Origin of the sequence: Klebsiella sp., from assembly GCF_027492335.1 — a bacterium.
Classification (GTDB): Bacteria; Pseudomonadota; Gammaproteobacteria; order Enterobacterales; family Enterobacteriaceae; genus Klebsiella; species Klebsiella huaxiensis.
This window is the reverse complement of record NZ_JAPUEW010000068.1, coordinates 100,452-124,137: the sequence shown is the minus strand read 5'-3', so window position 1 is coordinate 124,137 and position 23,686 is coordinate 100,452. Positions and strand designations below refer to the sequence as shown.

Annotated in this window: 20 protein-coding genes; 16 read left to right on the top strand and 4 right to left on the bottom strand. The window is 56.2% G+C overall.

The window, feature by feature from the left end; translation table 11 throughout:
• Window positions 1-22: 22 nt before the first annotated feature.
• The 3 genes from QVF11_RS20955 to QVF11_RS20945 all read left to right on the top strand — a co-directional run bounded on the left by QVF11_RS20955 (window position 23) and on the right by QVF11_RS20945 (window position 2,565).
• Window positions 23-661 (top strand): DUF1007 family protein, encoded by a 639-nt coding sequence (locus tag QVF11_RS20955; protein WP_112215451.1) that lies wholly within the window; start codon window positions 23-25, stop codon window positions 659-661.
• Window positions 652-1,632, top strand: coding sequence for a nickel/cobalt transporter (locus tag QVF11_RS20950; RefSeq protein WP_287858994.1), 981 nt, complete (start codon window positions 652-654; stop codon window positions 1,630-1,632). Before QVF11_RS20955 ends, QVF11_RS20950 begins: the two co-directional genes overlap by 10 nt.
• 105 nt (window positions 1,633-1,737) lie before the next feature.
• A complete protein-coding gene (locus tag QVF11_RS20945) occupies window positions 1,738-2,565 on the top strand; it encodes a hypothetical protein (protein ID WP_287858992.1) in 828 nt (275 codons plus the stop codon).
• 47 nt (window positions 2,566-2,612) lie between these two features.
• Here the strand turns inward: QVF11_RS20945 and suhB are convergent, their stop codons facing one another.
• Entirely contained in the window at window positions 2,613-3,416 is an 804-nt protein-coding gene (gene suhB, locus QVF11_RS20940) for an inositol-1-monophosphatase (protein ID WP_287858990.1), read from the bottom strand.
• 120 nt (window positions 3,417-3,536) lie between these two features.
• Between suhB and trmJ the strand changes: the two genes are divergently transcribed.
• The 11 genes from trmJ to sseB all read left to right on the top strand — a co-directional run bounded on the left by trmJ (window position 3,537) and on the right by sseB (window position 12,342).
• Window positions 3,537-4,274, top strand: coding sequence for a tRNA (cytosine(32)/uridine(32)-2'-O)-methyltransferase TrmJ (gene trmJ, locus QVF11_RS20935; protein ID WP_287858989.1), 738 nt, complete (start codon window positions 3,537-3,539; stop codon window positions 4,272-4,274).
• 206 nt (window positions 4,275-4,480) lie between these two features.
• Window positions 4,481-4,972, top strand: coding sequence for a Fe-S cluster assembly transcriptional regulator IscR (gene iscR / locus QVF11_RS20930; protein WP_112215455.1), 492 nt, complete (start codon window positions 4,481-4,483; stop codon window positions 4,970-4,972).
• Between the two features lie 178 nt (window positions 4,973-5,150).
• Window positions 5,151-6,365, top strand: coding sequence for a cysteine desulfurase (gene iscS / locus QVF11_RS20925; protein WP_112215456.1), 1,215 nt, complete (start codon window positions 5,151-5,153; stop codon window positions 6,363-6,365).
• A gap of 26 nt (window positions 6,366-6,391) precedes the next feature.
• Entirely contained in the window at window positions 6,392-6,778 is a 387-nt protein-coding gene (iscU, locus tag QVF11_RS20920) for a Fe-S cluster assembly scaffold IscU (protein WP_005120408.1), read from the top strand.
• A 15-nt stretch (window positions 6,779-6,793) separates the two neighbouring features.
• Entirely contained in the window at window positions 6,794-7,117 is a 324-nt protein-coding gene (gene iscA, locus QVF11_RS20915) for an iron-sulfur cluster assembly protein IscA (protein ID WP_110272092.1), read from the top strand.
• 75 nt (window positions 7,118-7,192) lie between these two features.
• Complete coding sequence (hscB, locus tag QVF11_RS20910) at window positions 7,193-7,708, top strand: co-chaperone HscB (RefSeq protein ID WP_112215457.1); 516 nt, start codon at window positions 7,193-7,195, stop codon at window positions 7,706-7,708.
• A gap of 15 nt (window positions 7,709-7,723) precedes the next feature.
• Window positions 7,724-9,574 (top strand): Fe-S protein assembly chaperone HscA, encoded by a 1,851-nt coding sequence (gene hscA, locus QVF11_RS20905; RefSeq protein ID WP_287858987.1) that lies wholly within the window; start codon window positions 7,724-7,726, stop codon window positions 9,572-9,574.
• A gap of 1 nt (window position 9,575) precedes the next feature.
• A complete protein-coding gene (gene fdx, locus QVF11_RS20900) occupies window positions 9,576-9,911 on the top strand; it encodes an ISC system 2Fe-2S type ferredoxin (protein ID WP_112215459.1) in 336 nt (111 codons plus the stop codon).
• A gap of 1 nt (window position 9,912) precedes the next feature.
• Window positions 9,913-10,113 carry a Fe-S cluster assembly protein IscX gene (gene iscX, locus QVF11_RS20895; protein ID WP_112215460.1) on the top strand — a complete coding sequence of 67 codons (201 nt, stop codon included), beginning with the start codon at window positions 9,913-9,915 and terminating at the stop codon, window positions 10,111-10,113.
• Between the two features lie 104 nt (window positions 10,114-10,217).
• A complete protein-coding gene (pepB, locus tag QVF11_RS20890; protein WP_287858986.1) occupies window positions 10,218-11,504 on the top strand; it encodes an aminopeptidase PepB in 1,287 nt (428 codons plus the stop codon).
• 61 nt (window positions 11,505-11,565) lie between these two features.
• Window positions 11,566-12,342 (top strand): enhanced serine sensitivity protein SseB, encoded by a 777-nt coding sequence (sseB, locus tag QVF11_RS20885; protein ID WP_287858984.1) that lies wholly within the window; start codon window positions 11,566-11,568, stop codon window positions 12,340-12,342.
• A gap of 40 nt (window positions 12,343-12,382) precedes the next feature.
• Here the strand turns inward: sseB and sseA are convergent, their stop codons facing one another.
• The 3 genes from sseA to QVF11_RS20870 all read right to left on the bottom strand — a co-directional run bounded on the left by sseA (window position 12,383) and on the right by QVF11_RS20870 (window position 15,784).
• The gene (gene sseA, locus QVF11_RS20880; RefSeq protein ID WP_112215463.1) at window positions 12,383-13,228 is read right to left on the bottom strand and encodes a 3-mercaptopyruvate sulfurtransferase; all 846 of its coding nucleotides are present in this window, start codon (window positions 13,226-13,228) and stop codon (window positions 12,383-12,385) included.
• Window positions 13,229-13,352: 124 nt separating this feature from the next.
• The gene (locus tag QVF11_RS20875) at window positions 13,353-14,537 is read right to left on the bottom strand and encodes an amidohydrolase (RefSeq protein ID WP_112215464.1); all 1,185 of its coding nucleotides are present in this window, start codon (window positions 14,535-14,537) and stop codon (window positions 13,353-13,355) included.
• A gap of 35 nt (window positions 14,538-14,572) precedes the next feature.
• Window positions 14,573-15,784: a hypothetical protein gene (locus QVF11_RS20870; protein WP_287858982.1), complete on the bottom strand. Its 1,212-nt coding sequence runs from the start codon at window positions 15,782-15,784 to the stop codon at window positions 14,573-14,575.
• Window positions 15,785-16,313: 529 nt separating this feature from the next.
• On the opposite strand from QVF11_RS20870, the gene QVF11_RS20865 reads away from it, so the two are divergent.
• Window positions 16,314-21,260, top strand: coding sequence for an alpha-2-macroglobulin family protein (locus QVF11_RS20865; protein WP_287858980.1), 4,947 nt, complete (start codon window positions 16,314-16,316; stop codon window positions 21,258-21,260).
• Window positions 21,261-23,585 (top strand): peptidoglycan glycosyltransferase PbpC, encoded by a 2,325-nt coding sequence (pbpC, locus tag QVF11_RS20860; protein WP_287858978.1) that lies wholly within the window; start codon window positions 21,261-21,263, stop codon window positions 23,583-23,585.
• Window positions 23,586-23,686: the final 101 nt, after the last annotated feature.

The window sequence follows — 23,686 nt, the reverse complement described above, 5'->3', positions numbered from 1 at the left end:
GAATTTTTCACGTGAGGAACAGATGAAGAGAGTGAAACAATGCGTCAGCGCGGCGTTTTTCATGTTTTTATCGCTATCAGCGGCGGCGCATCCGCACAGTTTCATCAGTTTGCAAACGGAGGCCGTGGCGGAAAACGGTCTGCTCACCGGATTTAAAATGCGCTGGACGATGGATGAAATCACCTCCGCTGACCTGCTTTACGATGCCGGTAATGCCAAACCCGGTAGTGAAATCTGGAAAAAGCTGGCGGCGGAAGTGATGGCGAACGTGCTGGGTCAGCACTATTTTAGCGAGCTGTGGCATAACGGTCAGCGGATCAAGTTTGATAATCGCCCGGACGGCTATGGGCTTGAGCGTAGCGGGCTTCAGGCAGTGCTTACCTTCACTCTGCCGTTGGCGAAGCCGCAGCCTCTGGCCGGGCAAACCTTCACCTTCTCGACATACGATCCCACTTATTATGTTGATATGTATTACGACAAAGATTCTGACTTCGTCCTGCCAGTTGCGATAAAGGCGACGTGCACGGCGAAAGTCATGACGCCGAAGCCCAATGAAAAAATGCTGTCCTATGCCCAGTCGCTGGATAAAGCGGATGCGCCGCCGGAAGATATGGAACTGGGGAACTACTTCGCGCAAAAGGTAACGCTGCAATGTCACTAATTTTCGCTCAAACCGGCCGTTCCTCGCGATGGCGTCAGTTGTGGCCGCTGGTACTTTTTATCCTGCTGGCCGCAGGCGTGGGCTTTTGGCTATGGCGGGCCTGGCCTGAGGTGCTGCTGAAAAGCACCGTCTGGCAGCGGGCATTGAATCTCGAACTGAGCCGTCTGCTGCAAGCGGTGGCGGAGAACCCGTCAGCCGCGGGACTCTCGCTGCTGGGGTTTAGTTTTGCTTACGGCATTCTGCACGCGCTGGGGCCGGGGCACGGCAAGGTGGTGATTACCACCTGGCTGGCGACCCATCCCTCGAAGCTGAAATCGAGTATTGGCCTGACCCTGGCGGCTTCACTGTTGCAGGGGATGGTCGCTATCGCTCTGGTAGTGGTGGTGCTCACGTTGCTACAGCTTCCGGCAAGGCAGTTGCATCAGAGTAGCTTCTGGCTAGAGAAGGGGAGCTACCTGCTGGTCGGTGCGTTGGGATTGCTGCTGTGCTGGCGGGCGCTGAAAAAGCTGTGGGCGCTGCTGCGACGACCGAAATTTACCGCGTTTACCCCGCACCATGTACATGATGCTAACTGCGGATGCGGGCATCAACATATGCCGGGGCCGGAGCAGATGCAAAGCGGCGACGACTGGCGCGCACGGCTGGTGATTGTGCTGTCGATGGGGATGCGACCCTGCTCAGGGGCGATTATGGTGTTGCTGTTCAGTAAGGTCATCGGCGTATTTAGCTGGGGGATGGCGGCGGCGCTGGCGATGGCTGCGGGAACCTCGCTGACGATTAGCGCTCTGGCGCTGCTGGTCCACGGTTTTCGTCAACTGGCGGTCAGGTTGAGCGCCAGGCAGGCTCCGGCGCTGTGGAAGCAGGTTGGCTGGGCAACGCTGGCGCTCGCTGGCGGCGTGATATTACTGGCGGCGGCGGTAGTGATGTGGAGCAGCGCTGTGCCGGTGGGGCGGGGGTTAAGGCCATTTTAATCGACTTTACCGGGCTGAAATCTGAAAATATCGGCGGATGATTGTTACCCATCCGCTGATGTTTTAGTTTTCAGCTTTGTAATCGGGTCATGACAAGGAGTCATAATGACCGTTAACCATTCTGCTATTTCCACGCGTTTTCTTTGGCATTCCGCCGCGGCAGGGCTGCTGGTTGGTTTGACTATCATCTATTTTTGGCCTGAGTTAGCAAGCTGGTGGCCTGGCGATCTCCCTCGCATCTACTCAACTTTGTATCGTCTTATCGGGCTAGGACAAACCGGCATTGAAACCCTCCCACTGGCTGTTTACGGCCAGCTGCTGATTGCCGGTTTTGTGCTGGCTTTTTTGCACCCGGGGCACAGTAAGATGCCAATTGTCGCCTGGATGCTGCATAACCAGCCGTCGCGCAGACATTTTTTTAGCTGGATAGTACGCAGTTGGATCCTGCAATGCGGCTTCTTGATCATTATTTTCTGGCGCATTGGATTTATGCGCGACCTGCCCACCGATACGCTGCTGCGTTTTGTCTCAATTTTCAATTATATCTGCTATCTCGCCACGCTTGTGTTGGGGCTGATGCTGGTTCGCGATGCCTGGCGACTGGTGAAAACGCCTGAAATTCCGGTGAGTAATCTCCAACTGCCGCTTATTTTTGCGCTGGCATTTTATTTGCCATTTCACATTGTATTGCTGTTGCATGGCGCACGTGAAAATGACTATGTGCAGTTGGGGTGGCTACTATTTGTTCCGGTGATGGTTGGGGTTTTATTATCCAGGCTGGTGACAGGCTGGATAGCCTGCCTGATACGCCATTGGGTTGGCGAAGCGGGTTGTCAGAAATGGCGCGCGCATTTCGCTCTGTTTAACGGCGTAGCGATATTGTGTATGGCGATAAATACCGCCGTGCGGATTGTAGCTAGCTTAGTGAAATAATAAAAAAGGGAAGCACAAAGCTTCCCTTTTTACTCAATGATAAAAAATTAACGCTTCAGCGCTTCGCTCAGCTGTTCGCGCATATTCGCCAGCATGGCTTTTACGACGCGCGAGTTGCCTGCAACGATGTTGCCGGACATCAGATAGTTATGGCCGCCGGTAAAATCGCAAACGATCGCGCCTGCTTCACGAGCGATCAGCTCGCCTGCCGCGAAATCCCACGGTTTCAGCGCGATTTCAAAGTAGCCATCAACGCGCCCTGCGGCAACGTAGGCCAGATCCAGAGCCGCGGAACCGGTACGACGGAAGTCCGCACATTCAGTAAACATGTTGCCGAGGATATTCATGTAAGAGGTTGCGTGCTGTTTCGCTTTGAACGGGAAGCCGGTGGCGATGATGGTGCCATCCAGATCGCGAGCGCTGCTGCCGCGCAGACGGTAGCCGTTCAACTGTGCGCCCTGACCGCGGGTTGCAGTAAACAGTTCGTTACGCATTGGATCGTAAACCACAGCCACTTCAGTACGGCCTTTAATGCGTACGGCGATGGATACGGAGAAGTGTGGCAGACGTTTTACGAAGTTGGTGGTGCCATCCAGTGGATCGATAACCCATTGAACATCCTTATCTTCACCCTCATGTTCACCGCTTTCTTCGGTGATGATGGTGTGCTGCGGGTAAGATTTGCGAATGGTTTCGATAATAATCGCTTCAGCGGCTTTATCGACGTTAGTCACAAAATCATTGCTGCCTTTCTGGCTGGTTTCTACGGAGTCAGGGGTTTCGTAGTGTTTGGCAATTAAATTACCCGCCTTGCGCGCTGCGCGCACGGCGATGGTCAGCATCGGATGCATCGGTCTCTCTCACTGGATGTTAAAGAACGGGAAAAAACGGCGCATATAGTAACAGTGAAATCTGCTTATGTCTCCGTTTTATGATAGCATGCATGAATAATCTTTAGCCGAAGAACCATAATGCTGCAAAATATTCGAATCGTACTGGTAGAAACCTCACACACCGGCAATATGGGCTCCGTCGCCCGCGCAATGAAAACCATGGGGTTAACCAACCTCTGGCTGGTCAACCCGCTTGTTAAACCCGATTCCCAGGCCATCGCCCTTGCGGCCGGTGCCAGCGACGTGATTGGCAACGCAAACATCGTTGATACCCTTGATGAAGCGCTGGCGGGCTGTAGCCTGGTGGTCGGTACCAGCGCACGCTCCCGCACGCTGCCGTGGCCGATGCTCGACCCGCGTGAATGTGGCCTGAAAAGCGTCTCTGAGGCACAGCATGCGCCAGTCGCGCTGGTATTTGGTTGCGAGCGCGTTGGCCTGACTAACGACGAGTTACAGAAATGCCACTACCACGTAGCGATTGCGGCGAACCCGGAATACAGCTCGCTGAACCTGGCGATGGCGGTGCAGGTTATCTCCTACGAAGTGCGTATGGCCTGGTTGGCGGCGCAGGAACAAGACGAACCCGTCGTTGAGCACGAAGAGACTCCGTACCCGCTGGTGGATGATTTAGAGCGCTTCTACGGTCACCTCGAGCAGACGTTGCTGGCGACCGGTTTTATCCGCGCCAGCCATCCGGGCCAGGTGATGAACAAGCTGCGTCGTTTGTTTACCCGTGCGCGCCCGGAAAGCCAGGAGCTGAACATCCTGCGCGGGATGCTGGCGTCGATTGAGCAGCAGCAAAAGAATAAAGAGTAATCTCCCTTCCTCTCCCTGTGGGAGAGGGCAGGGGTGAGAGCATTTGGTCGTGCTGAGGTAAAACGGCACTGAAAGCCAAATACTTGACTAAAACAGTCAAGTAAATAGTTGACCAATTTACTCGGGAATGTCAGACTTGCCCTTGCTATGCAATACCCATATTAATAAAAAGCCCGGGCAGGGGCGAGTTTGAGGTTAAGTAAGACATGAGACTGACATCTAAAGGGCGTTATGCCGTGACCGCGATGCTTGACGTTGCGCTCAACTCTGAATCGGGTCCGGTTCCGTTGGCTGATATTTCAGAGCGTCAGGGAATTTCGCTCTCCTATCTGGAACAGTTATTCTCTCGCCTGCGTAAAAACGGCCTGGTATCCAGCGTCCGTGGCCCAGGCGGCGGCTATCTGTTAGGTAAAGAAGCGGGTAGCATCGCGGTTGGCGAAGTTATCAGCGCAGTAGACGAATCCGTTGACGCCACTCGTTGTCAGGGTAAAGGCGGCTGCCAGGGTGGCGATAAGTGCCTCACTCACGCGCTGTGGCGCGATCTGAGCGAGCGGCTGACCAGTTTTCTGAATAACATCACGCTGGGCGAACTGGTGAATAACCAGGAAATCCTTGATGTTTCCGGTCGTCAGCATAGCCATGAATCCCAGCGTAATACCCGTGTTCAGGACGCTATCGACGTTAAACTGCGCGCGTAGTCCTCACTTCGTTTCATCTTGCGGCTACCTGGCTGCAAGCTGAAACAGGCAGGGGAAAAGATTATAAAAAAGATTTTCGAATCAGGCCGGGATGTTTCGATATCCCGTCTACTCGGTCGTACATCCAACCGGTAGCCTGGTTCATTGCATTGAAGCGATGTACGGAGTTTATAGAGCAATGAAATTACCGATCTATCTCGATTACTCCGCAACCACGCCGGTGGACCCGCGTGTTGCCGAGAAAATGATGCAGTGTTTAACCCTGGACGGAAACTTTGGTAACCCGGCCTCCCGTTCACACCGTTTTGGCTGGCATGCTGAAGAGGCGGTAGATATCGCCCGTAATCAGATTGCCGAGCTGGTCGGTGCTGACCCACGCGAAATCGTCTTCACCTCCGGTGCGACTGAGTCCGACAACCTGGCGATTAAAGGTGCAGCCAACTTTTATCAGAAAAAAGGCAAGCACATCATCACCAGCAAAACCGAACACAAAGCCGTACTGGACACCTGTCGTCAGCTCGAGCGCGAAGGGTTTGAAGTGACTTACCTCGCTCCGCAGCCTAACGGCATTATCGATCTGAAAGAACTCGAAGCGGCGATGCGTGATGACACCATTCTGGTCTCCATCATGCACGTTAACAACGAAATCGGTGTGGTGCAGGATATCGCGACCATCGGCGAACTGTGCCGCGCCCGCGGTATCATCTATCACGTTGACGCGACTCAGAGCGTGGGCAAACTGCCTATCGATCTGAGCCAGCTGAAAGTTGACCTGATGTCCTTCTCTGGTCACAAAATTTACGGCCCGAAAGGCATCGGCGCGCTGTACGTGCGTCGCAAACCGCGTATCCGTATCGAAGCGCAGATGCACGGCGGCGGTCACGAGCGCGGCATGCGTTCCGGTACTCTGCCTGTCCACCAGATCGTCGGCATGGGCGAAGCTTACCGTATCGCGAAAGAAGAGATGGAGACCGAAATGGCCCGTCTGCGCGGTCTGCGTAACCGTCTGTGGGAAGGCGTGAAAGACATGGAAGAGGTGTACCTAAACGGTGACCTCGAGCAGGGCGCGCCGAACATTCTCAACGTCAGCTTTAACTACGTTGAAGGCGAGTCGCTGATTATGGCGCTGAAAGACCTGGCGGTTTCCTCCGGATCAGCCTGTACTTCCGCGAGCCTTGAGCCATCCTATGTGCTGCGCGCGCTGGGCATGACCGACGAGCTGGCGCACAGCTCCATTCGTTTCTCTTTAGGTCGTTTCACTACCGAAGAAGAGATTGACTACACCATCAAGCTGGTTCGTAACTCCATCGGCCGTCTGCGCGATCTTTCTCCGTTGTGGGAAATGTTCAAACAGGGCGTGGATATCAACAGCATTGAATGGTCACATCACTAATTCGGCACCAATAAGGAGAATTCATCATGGCTTACAGCGAAAAAGTAATCGATCATTACGAAAATCCACGTAACGTGGGTTCTTTCGACAACAGCGACGAAAGCGTCGGTAGTGGCATGGTCGGTGCACCGGCATGCGGCGACGTGATGAAGTTGCAGATTAAAGTCAACAATGAAGGTATCATTGAAGACGCGCGTTTCAAGACCTACGGCTGCGGTTCCGCCATTGCCTCCAGCTCCCTGGTCACCGAGTGGGTGAAAGGGAAATCACTGGACGAAGCACAGGCGATTAAAAATACCGATATTGCAGACGAGCTTGAACTGCCACCGGTGAAAATTCACTGCTCTATCCTGGCGGAAGACGCGATTAAAGCCGCGATTGCGGATTACAAAAGCAAACGTGAAGCGAAATAATTAAGAGGTTATTGTATGTCGATTACTCTTAGCGACAGCGCAGCGTCGCGAGTTAATACCTTCTTGGCCAACCGTGGCAAAGGCTTTGGCCTGCGTTTAGGTGTTCGCACCTCGGGCTGTTCAGGCATGGCCTACGTGCTGGAATTTGTTGACGAGCCGGCGGCAGAGGACACCGTGTTTGAAGATAAAGGTGTCAAGGTAGTGATCGACGGCAAAAGCCTGCAGTTCCTTGACGGCACTCAGTTGGACTTCGTCAAAGAAGGTCTGAACGAAGGGTTTAAGTTCACCAACCCTAACGTGAAAGACGAGTGCGGCTGCGGCGAAAGCTTTAACGTATAATTGCAATGTAATCAAAACCCCGCTGCGGACGTCCGTAAGTGGGGTTTGCTTTATCTCGTTAACCCTGAGGTTGCTATGGACTATTTTACCCTCTTCGGGTTACCGGCCAGCTATACCCTTTCATTAGAACCCCTGGCTGCCCGGTATCAGGATTTACAGCGCCAGTACCACCCCGATAAATTCGCCAACGGCAGCGCAGCTGAACAGCTTGCAGCGGTGCAGCAATCTGCGACTATCAATCAGGCATGGCAAACCCTTCGCCATCCGTTGACCCGCGCCGAATATCTCCTTTCGCTTCACGGTTTTGATCTCGCCAGCGAGCAGCACACCGTGCGTGATACTGCGTTCCTGATGGAACAACTGGAACTTCGCGAAGAGCTCGATGAGATAGGAAAGGCGCAAGATGAAGCGCGTCTGGAAAGCTTTATCAAGCGGGTAAAAGTGCTGTTTGATACCCGCCATCAGTTGATGGTCGAACAACTGAATAACGAGGCGTGGGATGTGGCAGCGGATACTGTACGCAAGCTGCGTTTTCTCGATAAACTGCGAAGCAGTGCGGAACAACTCGAAGAAAAACTGCTCGATTTTTAATTTTCGGAAGCAATTATGGCCTTATTACAAATTAGTGAGCCCGGTCTGAGTGCCGCGCCGCACCAGCGTCGTCTGGCGGCCGGTATCGACCTGGGCACCACCAATTCACTGGTTGCTACCGTGCGTAGCGGTCAGGCCGAAACGTTGCCTGACCATCAAGGGCGCTACCTGCTGCCGTCAGTGGTTAACTATCAGGCTTCAGGTTTGACGGTTGGCTATGACGCGCGACAGAACGCGGCACTGGATCCGGTCAACACCATCAGCTCCGTTAAACGCATGTTGGGACGCTCTCTGGCGGATATCGAAGCTCGGTATCCGCATCTACCGTATCAACTGCAGGCCAGTGAAAACGGCCTGCCATTGATTCACACCGCTGGCGGCCTGCTCAACCCGATTCGCGTTTCAGCCGATATCCTGAAGGCACTTGCCGAACGTGCTACCGAAGCGCTGGCGGGCGAGCTTGACGGGGTGGTGATTACCGTTCCGGCCTACTTCGACGACGCCCAGCGTCAGGGGACTAAGGACGCCGCGCGTCTGGCGGGCCTGCACGTGTTGCGTCTGCTGAACGAACCGACCGCGGCGGCGATTGCCTACGGCCTGGACTCCGGTCAGGAAGGAGTGATTGCGGTTTATGACCTCGGCGGCGGCACCTTTGATATCTCCGTGTTGCGTTTAAGTCGCGGTGTGTTTGAAGTGCTGGCGACTGGCGGCGATTCCGCGCTCGGCGGCGACGATTTTGATCACCTATTGGCCGATCATATCCGCGAACAGGCGGGTATTGCCGATCGTAGCAACAACCGCCTGCAGCGTGAGCTGCTCGATGCGGCTATCGCTGCGAAGATTGCCCTAAGCGATGCCGATGTGGCGCGGGTGGACGTTGGCGGCTGGCAGGGCGAAATTACCCGCAACCAGTTTAATGACCTGATCGCGCCGCTGGTGAAACGCACGCTGCTGGCCTGCCGTCGCGCCTTGAAAGATGCGGGCGTTGAGGCGCAAGAGGTGCTGGAAGTGGTGATGGTCGGCGGTTCAACCCGCGTACCGCTGGTCCGTGAACGCGTTGGCGAGTTCTTTGGCCGCACGCCGCTGACCTCTATTGACCCGGACAAAGTCGTTGCCATCGGCGCGGCGATTCAGGCGGATATCCTGGTCGGCAATAAGCCGGACAGCGAACTGTTGCTGCTTGACGTTATCCCGCTCTCTCTTGGGCTGGAAACTATGGGCGGTCTGGTCGAGAAAGTCATCCCGCGCAACACCACCATTCCGGTGGCGCGCGCGCAGGAGTTCACCACCTTCAAAGATGGCCAGACGGCGATGTCTATCCACGTGATACAGGGCGAGCGCGAACTGGTGCAGGACTGCCGCTCACTGGCGCGCTTTGCGCTACGTGGGATCCCGGCGCTACCGGCGGGCGGGGCGCATATTCGCGTCACCTTCCAGGTGGATGCTGACGGCCTGCTGAGCGTGACGGCGATGGAAAAATCGACCGGCGTTGAGGCCTCCATCCAGGTGAAACCGTCCTACGGCCTGACCGATGGCGAGATCGCCAACATGATTAAAGATTCGATGAGCTACGCCGAGCAGGACGTTCAGGCGCGGATGCTGGCCGAGCAAAAAGTCGAAGCCGCACGCGTTCTGGAAAGTCTGGTGAGTGCGCTGGCCGCCGACGCCGCGCTGTTAAGCGCCGCAGAGCGTCAAGCTATCGATGACGCTGCGGAGCAAGTGCGCACCGCAGCGGCAGGCGATGATGCCGATGCGATTAAAGAAGCGATTAAAAATATCGACACACAAACCCAGGAATTTGCCGCACGTCGTATGGATCAATCGGTCCGTACCGCGCTGAAAGGCCAATCCGTGGACGAGGTTTAAAATGCCAAAAATTGTTTTTCTGCCCCACCAGGACCTGTGTCCGGATGGCGTAGTTGTGGAAGCTGAGATCGGTGAGACTATCCTTGATGCTGCCCTGCGTAGCGGTATTGAGATTGAACACGCCTGCGAAAAATCCTGTGCCTGCACCACCTGCCACTGCATCGTGCGCGAAGGCTTTGACTCGCTGGCTGAAAGTACCGAAGATGAAGACGACATGCTGGATAAGGCCTGGGGGCTTGAGCCCGACAGCCGTCTGAGCTGCCAGGCGCGCGTGACCGATGACGATTTGGTCGTCGAAATTCCGCGCTACACCATCAACCACGCACGCGAGCATTAATATGGGACTGAAATGGACCGATAGTCGTGAAATCGGCGAAGCGCTGTACGATGCTTTTCCGGATCTCGACCCGAAAACCGTTCGCTTCACCGATCTGCATCAGTGGGTTTGCGAGCTGGAAGAGTTTAATGACGATCCAAACGCATCCAATGAAAAAATTCTGGAGGCGATTCTGCTAGTCTGGTTAGACGAAGCAGAATAATTTTCGCGTCATGATTTATGCGGCTTTTAGTCGGATGAATTAATGAGCGAAAGAACTTTACGGGCTGCCATACGGTGGCCCGTTTGCTAAGAAGGATAATGATAATGACCGAAGCTATGAAAATTACGCTGACCGATCAGCCAGCCGATGCGCGCTGGGGAGAAAAAGCGTCTTACAGCATTAATAACGACGGTATCACCCTGCACCTGAACGATAAAGACGACCTGGGTTTAATCCAGCGCGCAGCGCGTAAAATTGACGGCATGGGCATCAAGCACGTTGCGCTCGATGGCGAGGGCTGGAATACAGACCGTGCGTGGGCGTTCTGGGCCGGTTATAAAGGTCCAAAAGGCAGCCGCAAAGTTGAGTGGCCAACTCTGGACGATGCGCAGAAGAGTGAACTGGATAGCCGCCTGACCATCATCGACTGGGTCCGTGACACCATCAACGCCCCGGCAGAAGAGTTGGGGCCGGAGCAGTTAGCGCAGCGCGCGGTTGACCTGCTGTGCAGCGTCGCCTGTGACAATGTTTCTTATCGCATCACAAAGGGCGAAGATTTGCGCGAGCAGAACTATCTGGGTCTGCACACCGTTGGCCGCGGCTCTGAGCGTCCGCCGGTCCTGCTGGCGCTGGACTATAACCCAACCGGCGATAAAGAAGCCCCGGTTTACGCCTGTCTGGTCGGTAAGGGCATTACCTTTGACTCCGGCGGCTACAGCATCAAGCAAAGCGCCTTTATGGATTCGATGAAATCCGATATGGGCGGTGCTGCGACGGTGACCGGTGCGCTGGCGTTTGCTATCACTCGTGGCCTGAACAAACGCGTGAAGCTGTATCTGTGCTGTGCCGATAACCTGATTAGCGGCAACGCCTTCAAACTTGGCGACATTATTCTCTATCGCAACGGCAAAACCGTTGAAATCATGAATACCGATGCCGAAGGCCGTCTGGTGCTGGCGGATGGCCTGATTGATGCTTGTGCACAGAAGCCTGAGCTGATTATCGATGCTGCTACCCTAACCGGTGCCGCAAAAACCGCACTGGGCAACGATTATCATGCGCTCTTCAGCTTTGATGACAATCTGGCGAATCGTCTGCTGGCAAGCGCTCGGGCCGAGAACGAAGCGTTCTGGCGTCTGCCGCTGGCCGAGTTCCACCGCGGTCAGTTGCCGTCGAACTTTGCGGAACTGAACAATACTGGCAGCGCGGCCTATCCGGCGGGTGCCAGCACGGCAGCAGGCTTCTTGTCCCACTTCGTCGAGAACTATCATGAAGGCTGGCTGCATATCGACTGCTCTGCGACCTACCGCAAATCTGCCGTTGAGCAGTGGTCGGCGGGGGCGACAGGCCTCGGTGTGCGCACCATTGCGAATTTGCTGACTGCGGAATAACCTTTTCCCCTCACCTTACTCTTTTCCCTGGGTGAGGGGGTATTACCGTTCTGGAACCACTATGTCCGAAACTAAAAATGAGCTAGAAACTCTGCTGGAAAAGGCGGCGACTGAGCCAGGCCATCGTCCGGCGTTTTTCAGTACCTTGCTGGAAGCCACCGTTTGGGTTCCGGGAGCCGCAGCACAGGGCGAGCAGGTTGTTGAAGATAGCGTACTGGATTTGCAGCACTGGGAAAAAGATGACGGTACGTCGATTATTCCTTTTTTCACCTCGCTGGAAGCGCTGCAACAGGCCGTGGAAGACGAGCAGTCTTTTGTGGTGATGCCGGTGCGAACGCTGTTCGCTATGACCCTCGGCGAGACGCTGTACCTCAATGCCAAACTGCCGACCGGCAAAGAGTTTGCGCCGCGTGAGATTAGCCATCTGCTGGGCGAAGAGGGTAGCCCGTTGAGTACCCAGACCGTGCTCGAAGGCGGCGCGCCGCTGCTGTTGTCCGAAGTTGCTGAACCGCCTGTGCAGATGGTTGATTCGCTGACTACGCTGTTCAAGACGCTGAAAACGGTGAAACGTGCGTTTTTATGCTCAATTAAAGACAGTGCCGATGCGCCAGCTAACCTGCTGATTGGTATTGAAGCGGAAGGTGACGTCGAGGAGATCATTCAGGCAACCGGCAGCGTAGCGACTGATACGCTTCCCGGCGACGAACCAATTGATATCTGCCAGGTGGTGGAGGGCGAAAAGGGCATCAGCCACTTTATGATTGCCCACATCACGCCGTTCTATGAAAAGCGCTGGGGCAGCTTCCTGCGTGACTTTAAGCAAAATCGTATTATCTAAACACAACGGGGGCTTAAGCCCCCGTTGTTCTATCTGCTATCTACTGCGCCGGTTCAATCGGCAAATCCGTCCGCGCGCCCCATTCACTCCATGAGCCGTCATATAGGCTAACGCCGTTGACGCCGAGGGTGGTGAGCGCTAATACCACCACTGCCGCCGTTACGCCGGATCCGCAGCTGGCAATAATCGGCCGCTCAAAATCAACGCCCTGACGAGCGAAAATCTCGTTCAGCTCATCAACGGTTTTGAGTTCGCCGTTAATCACCAGCTCGGTCCAGGGGACGTTTCGTGCGCCGGGAATATGCCCGCTACGCAGACCTGGACGCGGTTCAGACACCAGACCATTAAAGCGTGCCGCCGGGCGAGCATCGACGATCTGTGCCGATCCTTCATGGCTAACTAACAATACATCGGTCAGGCGTTTGATCACCAGCGGATCGAAGCGGCCGTCAAAATCACCTTCCGGCAATTCAGGAAGGCCTTGCTCCAGCGGTAGCTCATCGCGACGCCAGCCTTCGAGGCCACCCGCAAGTATCGACACTTTTTCGACACCGAAAGTACGCAACATCCACCAGGCGCGCGGTGCGGAGAAGAGATTACCTTCATCGTACACCACCAGATGCTTATCGCTGTTTACCCCAAGTTCGCGCATGGCAACGGCAAATGCCTCCGCGCGCGGCATCATATGCGGCAGCGGGCTGGTATGGTCGGAAAGGGCTTCGATATCGAAAAAGACGGCGCCAGGAACGTGGCCTGCCAGATATTCAGCGTTGATATCGCGATCGTCCTGCCCTGGCGGGGCCATCCGCGCATCGATAATTTGGATTTCCGGGTCATCAATATGTTCCGCCAGCCAGTCGGCAGCGACAAAAAACGAGGTAGACATGAGTGCCTCCGTGTCATCAACAATAGAGTGATTGTTGTTGTTTTTAACGATATCGACAAGGCATTTTCAAGGGGATGCGGTGGTAATGTGATATTCCCCCGAACGGCGTCAGGGGAGTATCCTGTTAAAACTGGCTTTGCTGCAGGTAGCGCCAGGCGTACTGTGCGTACAGCTCGGCACCGCTTTTCATCACCTGCTCATCGATATTAAAGCAGCCGTGATGGTGCGCGTAATCGCTACCTTTCTCTTTGTTACCTGAGCCGAGCAGCGCGAAGGCACCGGGGATATTCTCCATATAAAAACTGAAATCTTCTCCACCGGTGGTCGGCTTTTCGTTGAAAAGAACCTTGTCGCCAAACGCATCGCGGATAACCGACTGCGCCAGCAGCGCGCTGCGCTCCTCGTTGATCACCGGCAGCGTACCGTAGCAGTAGTCAACCTGAGCCGTCGCGCCGTAGACTGCGGCGGTATGCTCTGCATAGCGGGTAATCGCCGCCTCCAGACGTTGACGCGCTTCAATGCTGAAGCAGCGCACGGTGCCATCAAGAACGGCGTTCTCAGCGATGACGTTAAAGCGCGTGCCGACGTCCATTCTGCCGATGGTTACCACGGCGGACTCCAGCGGCGAGGTTTCACGCGCCACGATGGCCTGGAGATTCATCACAAAAGCAGAAGCGACAACGGCGGCATCAACGCACGCTTCTGGCATCGAGCCGTGACCGCCGCGGCCACGAAACGTTACTTTCAGCAAATCCGCCGAGGCAAAGGATGAGCCGACGTTGCAGGATATTTTGCCGGATGGCGTACCCGACCAGATATGCATCCCAAAAACGTTATCCACGTTGTCGATAGCCCCCTGCTTAATCATCGCCTTTGCACCTTCAGCGATCTCTTCCGCAGGCTGAAAGATCAGACGTACGTTGCCTACCAGCTGCTCGCGGATTTCATATAACGCGTGGGCAGCGGTCAGTAGCATAGCGGTATGGGAATCATGGCCGCAGGCATGCATTTTTCCCGTCGTTTGCGATTTGTAGTCGAGCTGATCGTTGAGCTCCAGCACCGGCAAAGCGTCCATATCGGCGCGCAGGGCCACGGTTTTACCCGGCTGACCGCCGATGATATCGGCGATAATGCCTGTCGGATGGGTACGGCGGTATGGAATACCGATGGCTTCCAGTTCAGCGGCGACGCGATCGGTGGTGCGCTTCTCCTCCCACGGCAGCTCAGGATGGGCGTGCAGGTCGCGACGAAAAGCGATCATCGCCGGTTCTTCTCTGGCGATAATCTCGGTAATGGCAGGGTTAATCATCAATGGCTCCATAATTTGCTAAAAATTCAACGCGCTCAACCAGCGATCGGTGTCAGGTAACCGACCAGTATTCCAGCCAATACCACCGAAACCATGGTGACGGAGACGAACCCGCCCACCAGCATCGGGCCCAGCATATGGTGGGTCAACATCTGGCGCTCTTTTTCATCGGGGGTGAGGGCGTTGATGGCCTCGTTGGTAATAATATAGTCGGCGGGAAAACCGTACAGCGCGGTCAGAGAGATGGCGAATGCCATCGGGCCGCTGACGCCAAGCAGTTTCCCAACCAGCCAGGAGACGATAAACATGCCGATAACCGCCGTGGCGATTAATACTACCATCGGGAAAAGCAGGCGCAGCAGCATCTCCGGGGTCGCTTTATTCAGCGTATCAAAGATAAATAGCATCAATCCCATAATGGCGAAGCCGAAGCCGTTGGCCTTATGCAGCGTGTGTTTTTCGAGGAAGCCCAGCGAAGTAAATACCACGCCAAAAAACAGACACAGTACAAATGGGCTGATGTTCACTATTGGCTTGGCAAGGTCGGCAACAAACCAGGCCAGACAGCCGACCAGCGCCAGGCGCAGGAATTTGAAGTAGTTGCTGTTATAGCTGCCAGGGATTTTACTGAACAGGCGCGGCATTTTCTCTTCCCCGACGGCGAGCATAGCGTGCTCGTCCGGGACGTCATCATGGTGGTGCTCACCGCTGCGGTAGCGGGCCAGCAGCGTTTTGCCTTCGCGTTGTAACATGATGGCGGTTAGAGGATATCCGGCGAATCCTTGCATCACGTAAACCAATATGGCAAAAACCGATAGATCAACCAGACCGGCGTTGCTTGCACCTTGCGACATAATCAGCGATGAGACGATACCGCCGACCAGCGGAGGAATGGTGACCAGCGCGGTGTTGCGGTCGAACATCACCATACATACCGCAAAAACGGCGGCCGTTATTCCGGCGATACCTGCGAGGGAGATAACCACGGTTTTCCACTGCTGGGCCAGCTCTTTAAGCGACAGCAGGGTGCCCATATTCGTGATTAATAAATACATCAGCATTATGGCAACAGGGGTGCCTATCCCAGCACGGCTGATAATATCCGCAGGGAAAAATGTCCAGTAACCAATCAGAAACAAAACTGCGCAGACAAATACCGAAGGGATCCAGGCTTTTGTGCGGGTAGAAACAACGTCGCCGATATAAAGAATTAAAACAATAATCGACAGTGCGACCATTTGTGACATAAATAACTTCCATATTATTTATCCCATATATGTTTATGGGACGGGTGGATATTGTGTTGTCAGGTAACTGCGGAACGCGCAGATAATATCTTCGCCAGGGAGATAATTTATGCTTTAGAGGCGTTGATATATATCAATTAATTGAAAATGCGAGATTTGTCAATTTATACCCGTCATACTTCAAGTTGCATATGCGTTGGCCACGTTCATTCACCCCAGTCACTTACCCGAGTAAGCTCCTGGGGATTCGCTCACTTGCCGCCTTCTTGCAACTCGAATTATTTAGGGTATATATAGGTTTGCTTTGGATAGATACTCAGAATAACAAGACAGCAATAAATTCCTTTTTCAGAGGAAGTAAGAAAAATCCTGGGTTAACCTATTTGATTAATTCATGAATCCTGATGCTCGGTCCAGAGGTCTCTTTTGCCGGACATTGTTAACGAGCGTGCTATTGGTAATTCTGCCGTTCACGCATAATAATGTGTTCACTGAGTGTATCTGGCTTTTGGGCCGAGGGGTTAGAAGGATGAAACCATTTCGTTTGGCGGCGCTATCTCTGGCGCTACTTACTGCGTTATCGTTGACCGGCTGCGATGACAGCGGCAAACCACAGGCGGCTGCCCCAGCGGCCTCCACGGCGGCGGATAAAGACAATGCGAAACCGGACAGTGCCCAGTTGGCGGCGCTGGCGGAAAAAAGCCAAGGCAAAGCGCTAACGCTGCTGGATGCCTCGGAAGTGCAGCTCGACGGCGCGGCGACGCTGGTGCTGACTTTTTCTATCCCTTTACAGCCGGATCAGGATTTCTCCCGCAGCGTACATCTGGTCGACAAAAAGAGCGGCAAAGTCGACGGTGCCTGGGAGCTGGCGCCAAATCTTAAAGAGCTACGGTTGCGCCATCTGGAGCCAAAACGTGAGCTGATTGTTTCGGTGGACCCAACCCTGGCGGCGCTGAATAAAGCGACTTTTGACAGCAGCTTCGAAAAAACCATTACCACCCGCGATATTGCCCCAAGCATTGGTTTTGCCAGCCGTGGCTCGCTACTGCCGGGGAAAGTAGTCGCCGGACTACCGGTGATGGCGCTGAATGTCGATAACGTCGATGTGAACTTTTTCCGCATCAAACCGGAATCACTCTCCGCTTTTGTCAGCCAGTGGGAATACCGTAATTCGCTGAGCAACTGGGAGTCGGATGAGCTGCTGAAGATGGCCGATTTGGTCTATACCGGCCGTTTCGACCTTAACCCGGCGCGCAATACGCGCGAAAAATTGCTGCTGCCGCTGGCGGATATCAAGCCTCTGCAAGAGCCGGGCGTCTATATTGCGGTGATGAATCAGGCGGGCCACTATAACTACAGCAACGCCGCGACGCTGTTCACCCTTAGTGATATCGGCGTATCCGCACACCGTTACCACAACCGGCTGGATGTCTTTACCCAGAGCCTCGAAAACGGTGCTGCGCAGTCCGACATTGACGTTCAACTGCTGAATGCCAAAGGGCAGACTCTGGCGCAAGCGAAGAGCGATGCTCAGGGACACGTCACGCTGCAAACTGATAAAGACGCGGCGCTGCTGCTGGCGCGCAAGGACGGGCAAACCACACTGCTCGACCTCAAACTCCCGGCGCTGGATCTGGCGGAGTTTTCGATTGCCGGTGCGCCGGGCTTCACTAAGCAACTGTTTATGTTCGGCCCGCGCGATCTCTATCGACCGGGCGAAACGGTGGTTCTCAACGCGTTACTGCGCGATAGCGACGGCAAACCGCTGGCCGAGCAGCCGGTGAAGCTGGAAGTGGTGCAGCCGGACGGCCAGGTGATTCGTTCGACGGTAAGCAAGCCAGTTAACGGTCTGTACCAGTTTACGTATTCGCTCGATAGCGGCGCGGCAACCGGGATGTGGCATATCCGCGCCAGCACTGGCGACAACCAGCCGCGCGAGTGGGATTTCCACGTTGAAGATTTTATGCCCGAGCGCATGGCGCTGAACCTGACGCCGCAAAATGCGCCGATTGCGCCCGCTACTGATGTCAGTTTTGCCGTGACCGGCGCTTATCTGTACGGCGCGCCGGCCAGCGGCAACCAGTTACAGGGCAAGCTGTTCCTTCGCCCGCTGCGCGATGCGGTGCAAGCGCTGCCGGGCTTCCAGTTTGGCGATATTGCCGAAGAGAACCTTTCCCGCAGCCTGGATGAAGTACAGGCCACGCTCGATGAGCAAGGTCATGCGCAAGTGACCACCGCCAGCCAGTGGCAGGAGAGCCACTCGCCGCTGCAGGTAATTTTGCAGGCCAGCCTGCTGGAATCTGGTGGCCGTCCGGTGACCCGCACTGCCCGGCAGCCTATCTGGCCTGCCGACGCGCTGCCGGGCATTCGTCCGGAATTTGCCCTGAAAGAGATATACGACTATCGCACTGACAGCACCATCAAACAGCCGGTGGTGGATGAAAACGGCAACGCGGCGTTTGAGATTGTCTATGCCGACGCCAAAGGCGAGAAGAGGGCGGTTTCTGGTCTACAGGTGCGGTTGATTCGCGAACGCCGCGATTACTACTGGAACTGGTCCGATAGTGAAGGTTGGCAGTCGCAGTTCGATCAAAAAGATCTTCAGGAAGGAGAGGAGTCGCTGGATCTTACTGCCGGGCAAACGGCAAAAGTCAGCTTCCCGGTTGAGTGGGGCTCTTATCGACTGGAGGTCAAAGGGCCGGACGATGTTGTCAGCAGCGTGCGTTTCTGGGCCGGATACAGTTGGCAGGATAACAGCGATGGTCAGGGGGCCGCGCGTCCGGACCGCGTTACCATGAAGCTGGATAAACCAGCCTATAAACCGGGTGACACTATCAAGCTGCACATTGCCGCTCCGGCAGCCGGTAAAGGCTATGCGCTGGTGGAATCAAGTGAGGGGCCGCTTTGGTGGCAGGAAATTGATGTTCCGGCGGAAGGTATGGATTTGTCGATTCCGGTGGATAAAGCCTGGAATCGCCACGACCTGTATCTCAGCACCCTGGTGATTCGTCCGGGGGATAAATCACGCTCCGCGACGCCAAAACGGGCTGTGGGGTTGCTGCATCTGCCGCTTGGTGATGAAAACCGCCGTCTGAATCTGGCGCTGGAAGCGCCGGATAAAATGCGCCCGAACCAACCGCTGACGGTGAAAGTGAAAGCCAGCGTCAAAGAAGGCGAGATGCCGAAGCAGGTCAACGTTCTGCTCTCCGCCGTCGATAGCGGCGTATTGAATATTACCGACTATGCGACGCCGGATCCGTGGAACGCTTTCTTCGGTCAGAAGCGCTACGGCGCGGATATTTACGATATCTACGGTCAGGTCATTGAAGGGCAGGGGAGGCTCGCTAGCCTGCGTTTCGGCGGCGATGGCGACGAACTCAAGCGCGGCGGCAAACCGCCGGTTAATCACGTAACCATTGTCGCCCAGCAGGCGCAGCCGGTGGTGCTGGATGAGAAAGGCGAAGGCACGGTAACGTTACCGATTGGCGATTTTAACGGCGAACTGCGGGTGATGGCCCAGGCGTGGAGCGCTGATGATTTTGGCAGTAGTGAAGATAAAGTGATCGTTGCAGCGCCGGTCATTGCCGAGCTGAACATGCCGCGCTTCCTCGCCAGCGGAGATATGACACGCCTGGCGCTGGATCTCAGCAACCTGACCGATAAGCCGCAAACGCTCAACGTTGCGCTGAACGCCAGCGGCCTGCTGCAGCTTGAAGGCGGGGAAATACCGCCGGTACAGCTGGTGCCCGGCGCGCGCAGCACTCTGTTTGTTCCCGTTCGCGCCCATGAAGGCTTTGGTGACGGCCATGTTAACGCCACTATCAGCGGTCTGAACCTGCCTGGCGAAACCTTCACCCCGATGCAAAAACAGTGGACGCTGGGCGTGCGTCCGGCGTTTCCGGCACAAACCGTGAATTCCGGCGCGGTTCTGCAGCCGGGCGAAGGCTGGCAGGCTCCGGCTGGGCAAAGTCAGGGCTTCTCGCCCGCCACGCTGCAAGGGCAACTGGTATTCAGTGGTAAGCCGCCGCTGAATCTGGCGCGCTATATTCGCGACCTCAAAGCTTACCCTTACGGTTGTCTGGAACAAACCACCAGCGGACTGTTCCCGTCGCTCTATACCAACGCCGTTCAGCTAAAAGCGTTGGGGATCAGCGGAGACAGTGATGAAAAACGGCGCGCGGCGGTGGATATCGGCATTTCGCGCCTGCTGCAAATGCAGCGCGATGATGGCGGTTTCGCCCTGTGGGATAAACAAGGACCGGAAGAGTACTGGCTGACCGCTTACGCGATGGACTTCCTCGTGCGAGCGGGAGAGCAGGGCTATAGCGTGCCGACGAATGCTATTAACAACGGCAACCAGCGCCTGCTGCGGTATTTACAGGAACCGGGTCTGATGACCGTTCGCTATAGCGATGATGCCCAGGCCAGCCGCTTTGCTGCTCAGGCCTATGCTGCGTTGGTGCTGGCGCGGCAGCAAAAAGCACCGCTCGGCGCGCTGCGCGAAATCTGGAATCGCCACGAGCAGGCGCGTTCTGGTCTGCCGTTGTTGCAGTTAGGCGTTGCGCTGAAAGCGATGGGCGATGCGCCTCGCGGTGACGAAGCTCTGAAGCTGGCAATGTCTACGCCGCGTCAGGATGCAAATCGCTGGCTCGGCGACTACGGTAGCGAGCTGCGCGACGATGCGCTGAAGCTGGCGTTGCTGGAAGAGAACAAGCTGCTGCCAGAGGCGCAAAACAGACTACTAAGCAACCTGGCGGAAGAGGCTTATGGTCAGCGCTGGCTCTCAACGCAGGAGACCAACGCGCTATTCCTTGCCGGGCGCTCGTTGCAGGACGTTCCTGGCAACTGGCAGGTACAAACCTCGCTGCAGTCCGAACCGCTCTCCGGCGACAAAGCGCAAACTCGCAACCTGACCGGCGACCAGTTGGCGACGCTGGAGGTGACCAACACCGGTCAACAGCCGCTGTGGCTACGTCTCGACAGCAGCGGGTATCCGCAGAGCGCTCCACAGCCTGGCGGTAACGTGCTGGGTATTGAACGGCAAATTTTCGATACTCAGGGTCAGCAGAAATCTCTCTCTTCACTGCGCAGCGGTGAGCTGGTACTGGTGAAGCTGGAAGTCACAGCCAAACGCAACGTACCGGACGCGCTGGTGGTCGATTTACTTCCGGCAGGGCTGGAGCTGGAAAACCAGAATCTGGCCAACAGCAGCGCTAGCCTGCAGGAGAATGGCGAGGTGGTGCAGAATCTGCTCAACCAGATGCAGCAGGCGGATATCCAGCACATTGAATTTCGCGACGATCGTTTTGTCGCTGCGGTGGCTATCAACGAAGGACAGCCGGTGACCCTGGTTTATCTGGCGCGGGCGGTGACGCCGGGGACTTATCAGGTTCCGCAGCCGCAGGTGGAATCGATGTATGTGCCGCAGTGGCGGGCAACCGGCGCGGCCAGCGGCCCGCTAACCGTCGCCCCGTAAATGCGCGGATTGAGTGGTATAAAACGCCGCTGGCGCTGGCTGGCGGCGTTCTTTTTTCTTCTGTGGCTTGCGGTGCTGGCGGCTGACAGGCTATGGCCGCTGCCGCTACATGAGGTTACGCCCGCAAGGGTTGTGGTTGCGGAAGACGGGACGCCGTTGTGGCGCTTTGCCGATGCGCAGGGTGTCTGGCGCTATCCGGTGACGCTCGGTGACGTCTCACCGCGCTATTTGCAGGCGCTGATCCAGTATGAAGATCGCTGGTTCTGGGATCATCCTGGTGTCAATCCGTTCTCGATCGCGCGTGCCGCCTGGCAGGATCTGACCTCCGGGCGGGTGATCTCCGGGGGGAGCACGCTGACCATGCAGGTGGCGCGCCTTCTCGATCCTCATCCTCGCACCTTCGGCGGCAAGCTGCGTCAGCTATGGCGGGCGCTGCAGCTGGAGTGGCATCTGTCAAAAAGCGAGATCCTTACGCTCTATCTCAACCGGGCGCCGTTCGGCGGCACGCTGCAGGGGATCGGTGCGGCCAGTTGGGCTTACCTTGGGAAACCGCCAGCTCAGCTAAGCTACGGCGAAGCGGCGCTGCTGGCGGTACTGCCGCAGGCGCCGAGCCGATTGCGCCCGGACCGCTGGCCCGAGCGGGCTCAGGCAGCGCGCGACAAAGTGCTGCTGCGGATGCAGAGCCAGGGTGTGTGGCCTGAAAAACCGGTGCGTGAAGCTATCGAAGAACCAGTGTGGCTCTTTCCACGCCAGATGCCGCAGCTGGCGCCGCTTTTTTCCCGCCGCGCGCTGGCGGGCAGCCGTGAAGATAAGGTGGTGACGACGCTGGATGCCGGGCTACAGCGGCAGCTGGAAGATCTGGCGTTAAACTGGAAATCGCGCCTGCCACCGCGCAGCTCGCTGGCAATGGTGGTGGTTGACCATACCAATATGAAGGTGCGCGGCTGGGTAGGTTCGGCGGATATTAGCGATGATAGCCGTTTTGGTCATATTGATATGGTGTCGGCGGTCCGCTCCCCCGGTTCGGTGCTGAAACCGTTTGTCTATGGTATGGCGCTGGATGAGGGGCTGATTCATCCGGCGTCTTTATTGCAGGACGTCCCGCGACGCTTTAGCGATTACCGGCCGGGCAACTTCGACAGCGGTTTTCATGGGCCGGTGAGCGCTAGCGAAGCGCTGGTTCGTTCGCTGAACCTTCCGGCGGTGCAGGTACTGGAGGCCTACGGGCCGAAGCGGTTTGCCGCTAACCTGCGCAACGCTGGTCTGCCGCTGATGCTGCCAACGGGCGCGGAGCCGAATCTGTCGCTGATCCTCGGCGGCGCAGGGGCGAGGCTGGAGGATATCGTGGCGGCGTATAGCGCATTTGCCCGTCACGGCAAGGCCGCGCGCTTACGCATCACACCGAACGCTCCGCTAGTGGAAAGACCGCTACTGTCGCCGGGTTCAGCCTGGATTGTGCGGCGTATTCTTGCTGGTGAAGCGCAGCCGGTTCCTGATGCATCGCTGGTGCGGGTGGTACCGCTGGCGTGGAAAACAGGCACCAGCTACGGATATCGCGATGCCTGGGCGATCGGCGTTAATGCCCGCTATCTGATCGGCATCTGGACCGGGCGGCCCGATGGCACGCCGGTGGTCGGGCAGTTTGGTTTCGCCAGCGCGGTGCCGTTGCTTAATCAGGTGAATAATATGCTGCTGGCGCGACCAGCGATGGGCCGCGGCGGATTGCCGACCGACCCGCGTCCATCGTCGGTCAGCGCCGGGAACATTTGCTGGCCCGGCGGGCAGCATTTAGCATCAGGAGATGCGAACTGTCGCCGACGGTTGGCAACCTGGCTGCTGGATGAGAGCCAGCCGCCGACGCTGCTGCTGCCCGGTCAGGAAGGGATTCGCGGCATTCGTTTCCCGGTATGGTTGAATGACAAAGGGCTGCGGGTGGCGGCAGATTGCTCCGGCGCGGTGGAAAAAAATATCGACGTCTGGCCGTTGCCGCTCGAACCCTGGCTCCCCGTTGGCGAACGGCGTCGCGCCAGGCTGCCTGCAGTATCGGCTGATTGTCCGCCAGTACAAACCGCGGACCCCGCGCCGCTGGTGCTATCCGGCATTCGCGAGGGATCGGTGATTAAACGTCTGCCCGGTGAGCAGAAGGTTATGCTACCGCTGCAAACGACCGGCGGGGAAGGGCGGCGCTGGTGGTTTCTGAACGGCGAACCGCTGGCGGTGGAAGGGGCCAGCACGACCCTCAGCCTGGAACGCGTCGAAAATTATCAACTGATAGTGATGGATGAGGCCGGGCAAATTGTTGCCGCGAATTTCACCGTACAATAAGCGGAGCTGTCATAGATTGGTCGGATTTGTTGTTTAAGGTCGCTTTTTTTTAAAAAAATGTTACCTAAACACATAGGCAACCGCTGTAGATGATGATTATA

Excerpts from the sequence above, each read along its gene's own strand:
- QVF11_RS20955 (WP_112215451.1), top strand. The coding sequence starts at position 23 with ATGAAGAGAGTGAAACAATGCGTCAGCGCGGCGTTTTTCATGTTTTTA.
- QVF11_RS20950 (WP_287858994.1), top strand. The coding sequence starts at position 652 with ATGTCACTAATTTTCGCTCAAACCGGCCGTTCCTCGCGATGGCGTCAG.
- QVF11_RS20945 (WP_287858992.1), top strand. The coding sequence starts at position 1,738 with ATGACCGTTAACCATTCTGCTATTTCCACGCGTTTTCTTTGGCATTCC.
- suhB (WP_287858990.1), bottom strand. The coding sequence starts at position 3,416 with ATGCATCCGATGCTGACCATCGCCGTGCGCGCAGCGCGCAAGGCGGGT.
- trmJ (WP_287858989.1), top strand. The coding sequence starts at position 3,537 with ATGCTGCAAAATATTCGAATCGTACTGGTAGAAACCTCACACACCGGC.
- iscR (WP_112215455.1), top strand. The coding sequence starts at position 4,481 with ATGAGACTGACATCTAAAGGGCGTTATGCCGTGACCGCGATGCTTGAC.
- iscS (WP_112215456.1), top strand. The coding sequence starts at position 5,151 with ATGAAATTACCGATCTATCTCGATTACTCCGCAACCACGCCGGTGGAC.
- iscU (WP_005120408.1), top strand. The coding sequence starts at position 6,392 with ATGGCTTACAGCGAAAAAGTAATCGATCATTACGAAAATCCACGTAAC.
- iscA (WP_110272092.1), top strand. The coding sequence starts at position 6,794 with ATGTCGATTACTCTTAGCGACAGCGCAGCGTCGCGAGTTAATACCTTC.
- hscB (WP_112215457.1), top strand. The coding sequence starts at position 7,193 with ATGGACTATTTTACCCTCTTCGGGTTACCGGCCAGCTATACCCTTTCA.
- hscA (WP_287858987.1), top strand. The coding sequence starts at position 7,724 with ATGGCCTTATTACAAATTAGTGAGCCCGGTCTGAGTGCCGCGCCGCAC.
- fdx (WP_112215459.1), top strand. The coding sequence starts at position 9,576 with ATGCCAAAAATTGTTTTTCTGCCCCACCAGGACCTGTGTCCGGATGGC.
- iscX (WP_112215460.1), top strand. The coding sequence starts at position 9,913 with ATGGGACTGAAATGGACCGATAGTCGTGAAATCGGCGAAGCGCTGTAC.
- pepB (WP_287858986.1), top strand. The coding sequence starts at position 10,218 with ATGACCGAAGCTATGAAAATTACGCTGACCGATCAGCCAGCCGATGCG.
- sseB (WP_287858984.1), top strand. The coding sequence starts at position 11,566 with ATGTCCGAAACTAAAAATGAGCTAGAAACTCTGCTGGAAAAGGCGGCG.
- sseA (WP_112215463.1), bottom strand. The coding sequence starts at position 13,228 with ATGTCTACCTCGTTTTTTGTCGCTGCCGACTGGCTGGCGGAACATATT.
- QVF11_RS20875 (WP_112215464.1), bottom strand. The coding sequence starts at position 14,537 with ATGATTAACCCTGCCATTACCGAGATTATCGCCAGAGAAGAACCGGCG.
- QVF11_RS20870 (WP_287858982.1), bottom strand. The coding sequence starts at position 15,784 with ATGTCACAAATGGTCGCACTGTCGATTATTGTTTTAATTCTTTATATC.
- QVF11_RS20865 (WP_287858980.1), top strand. The coding sequence starts at position 16,314 with ATGAAACCATTTCGTTTGGCGGCGCTATCTCTGGCGCTACTTACTGCG.
- pbpC (WP_287858978.1), top strand. The coding sequence starts at position 21,261 with ATGCGCGGATTGAGTGGTATAAAACGCCGCTGGCGCTGGCTGGCGGCG.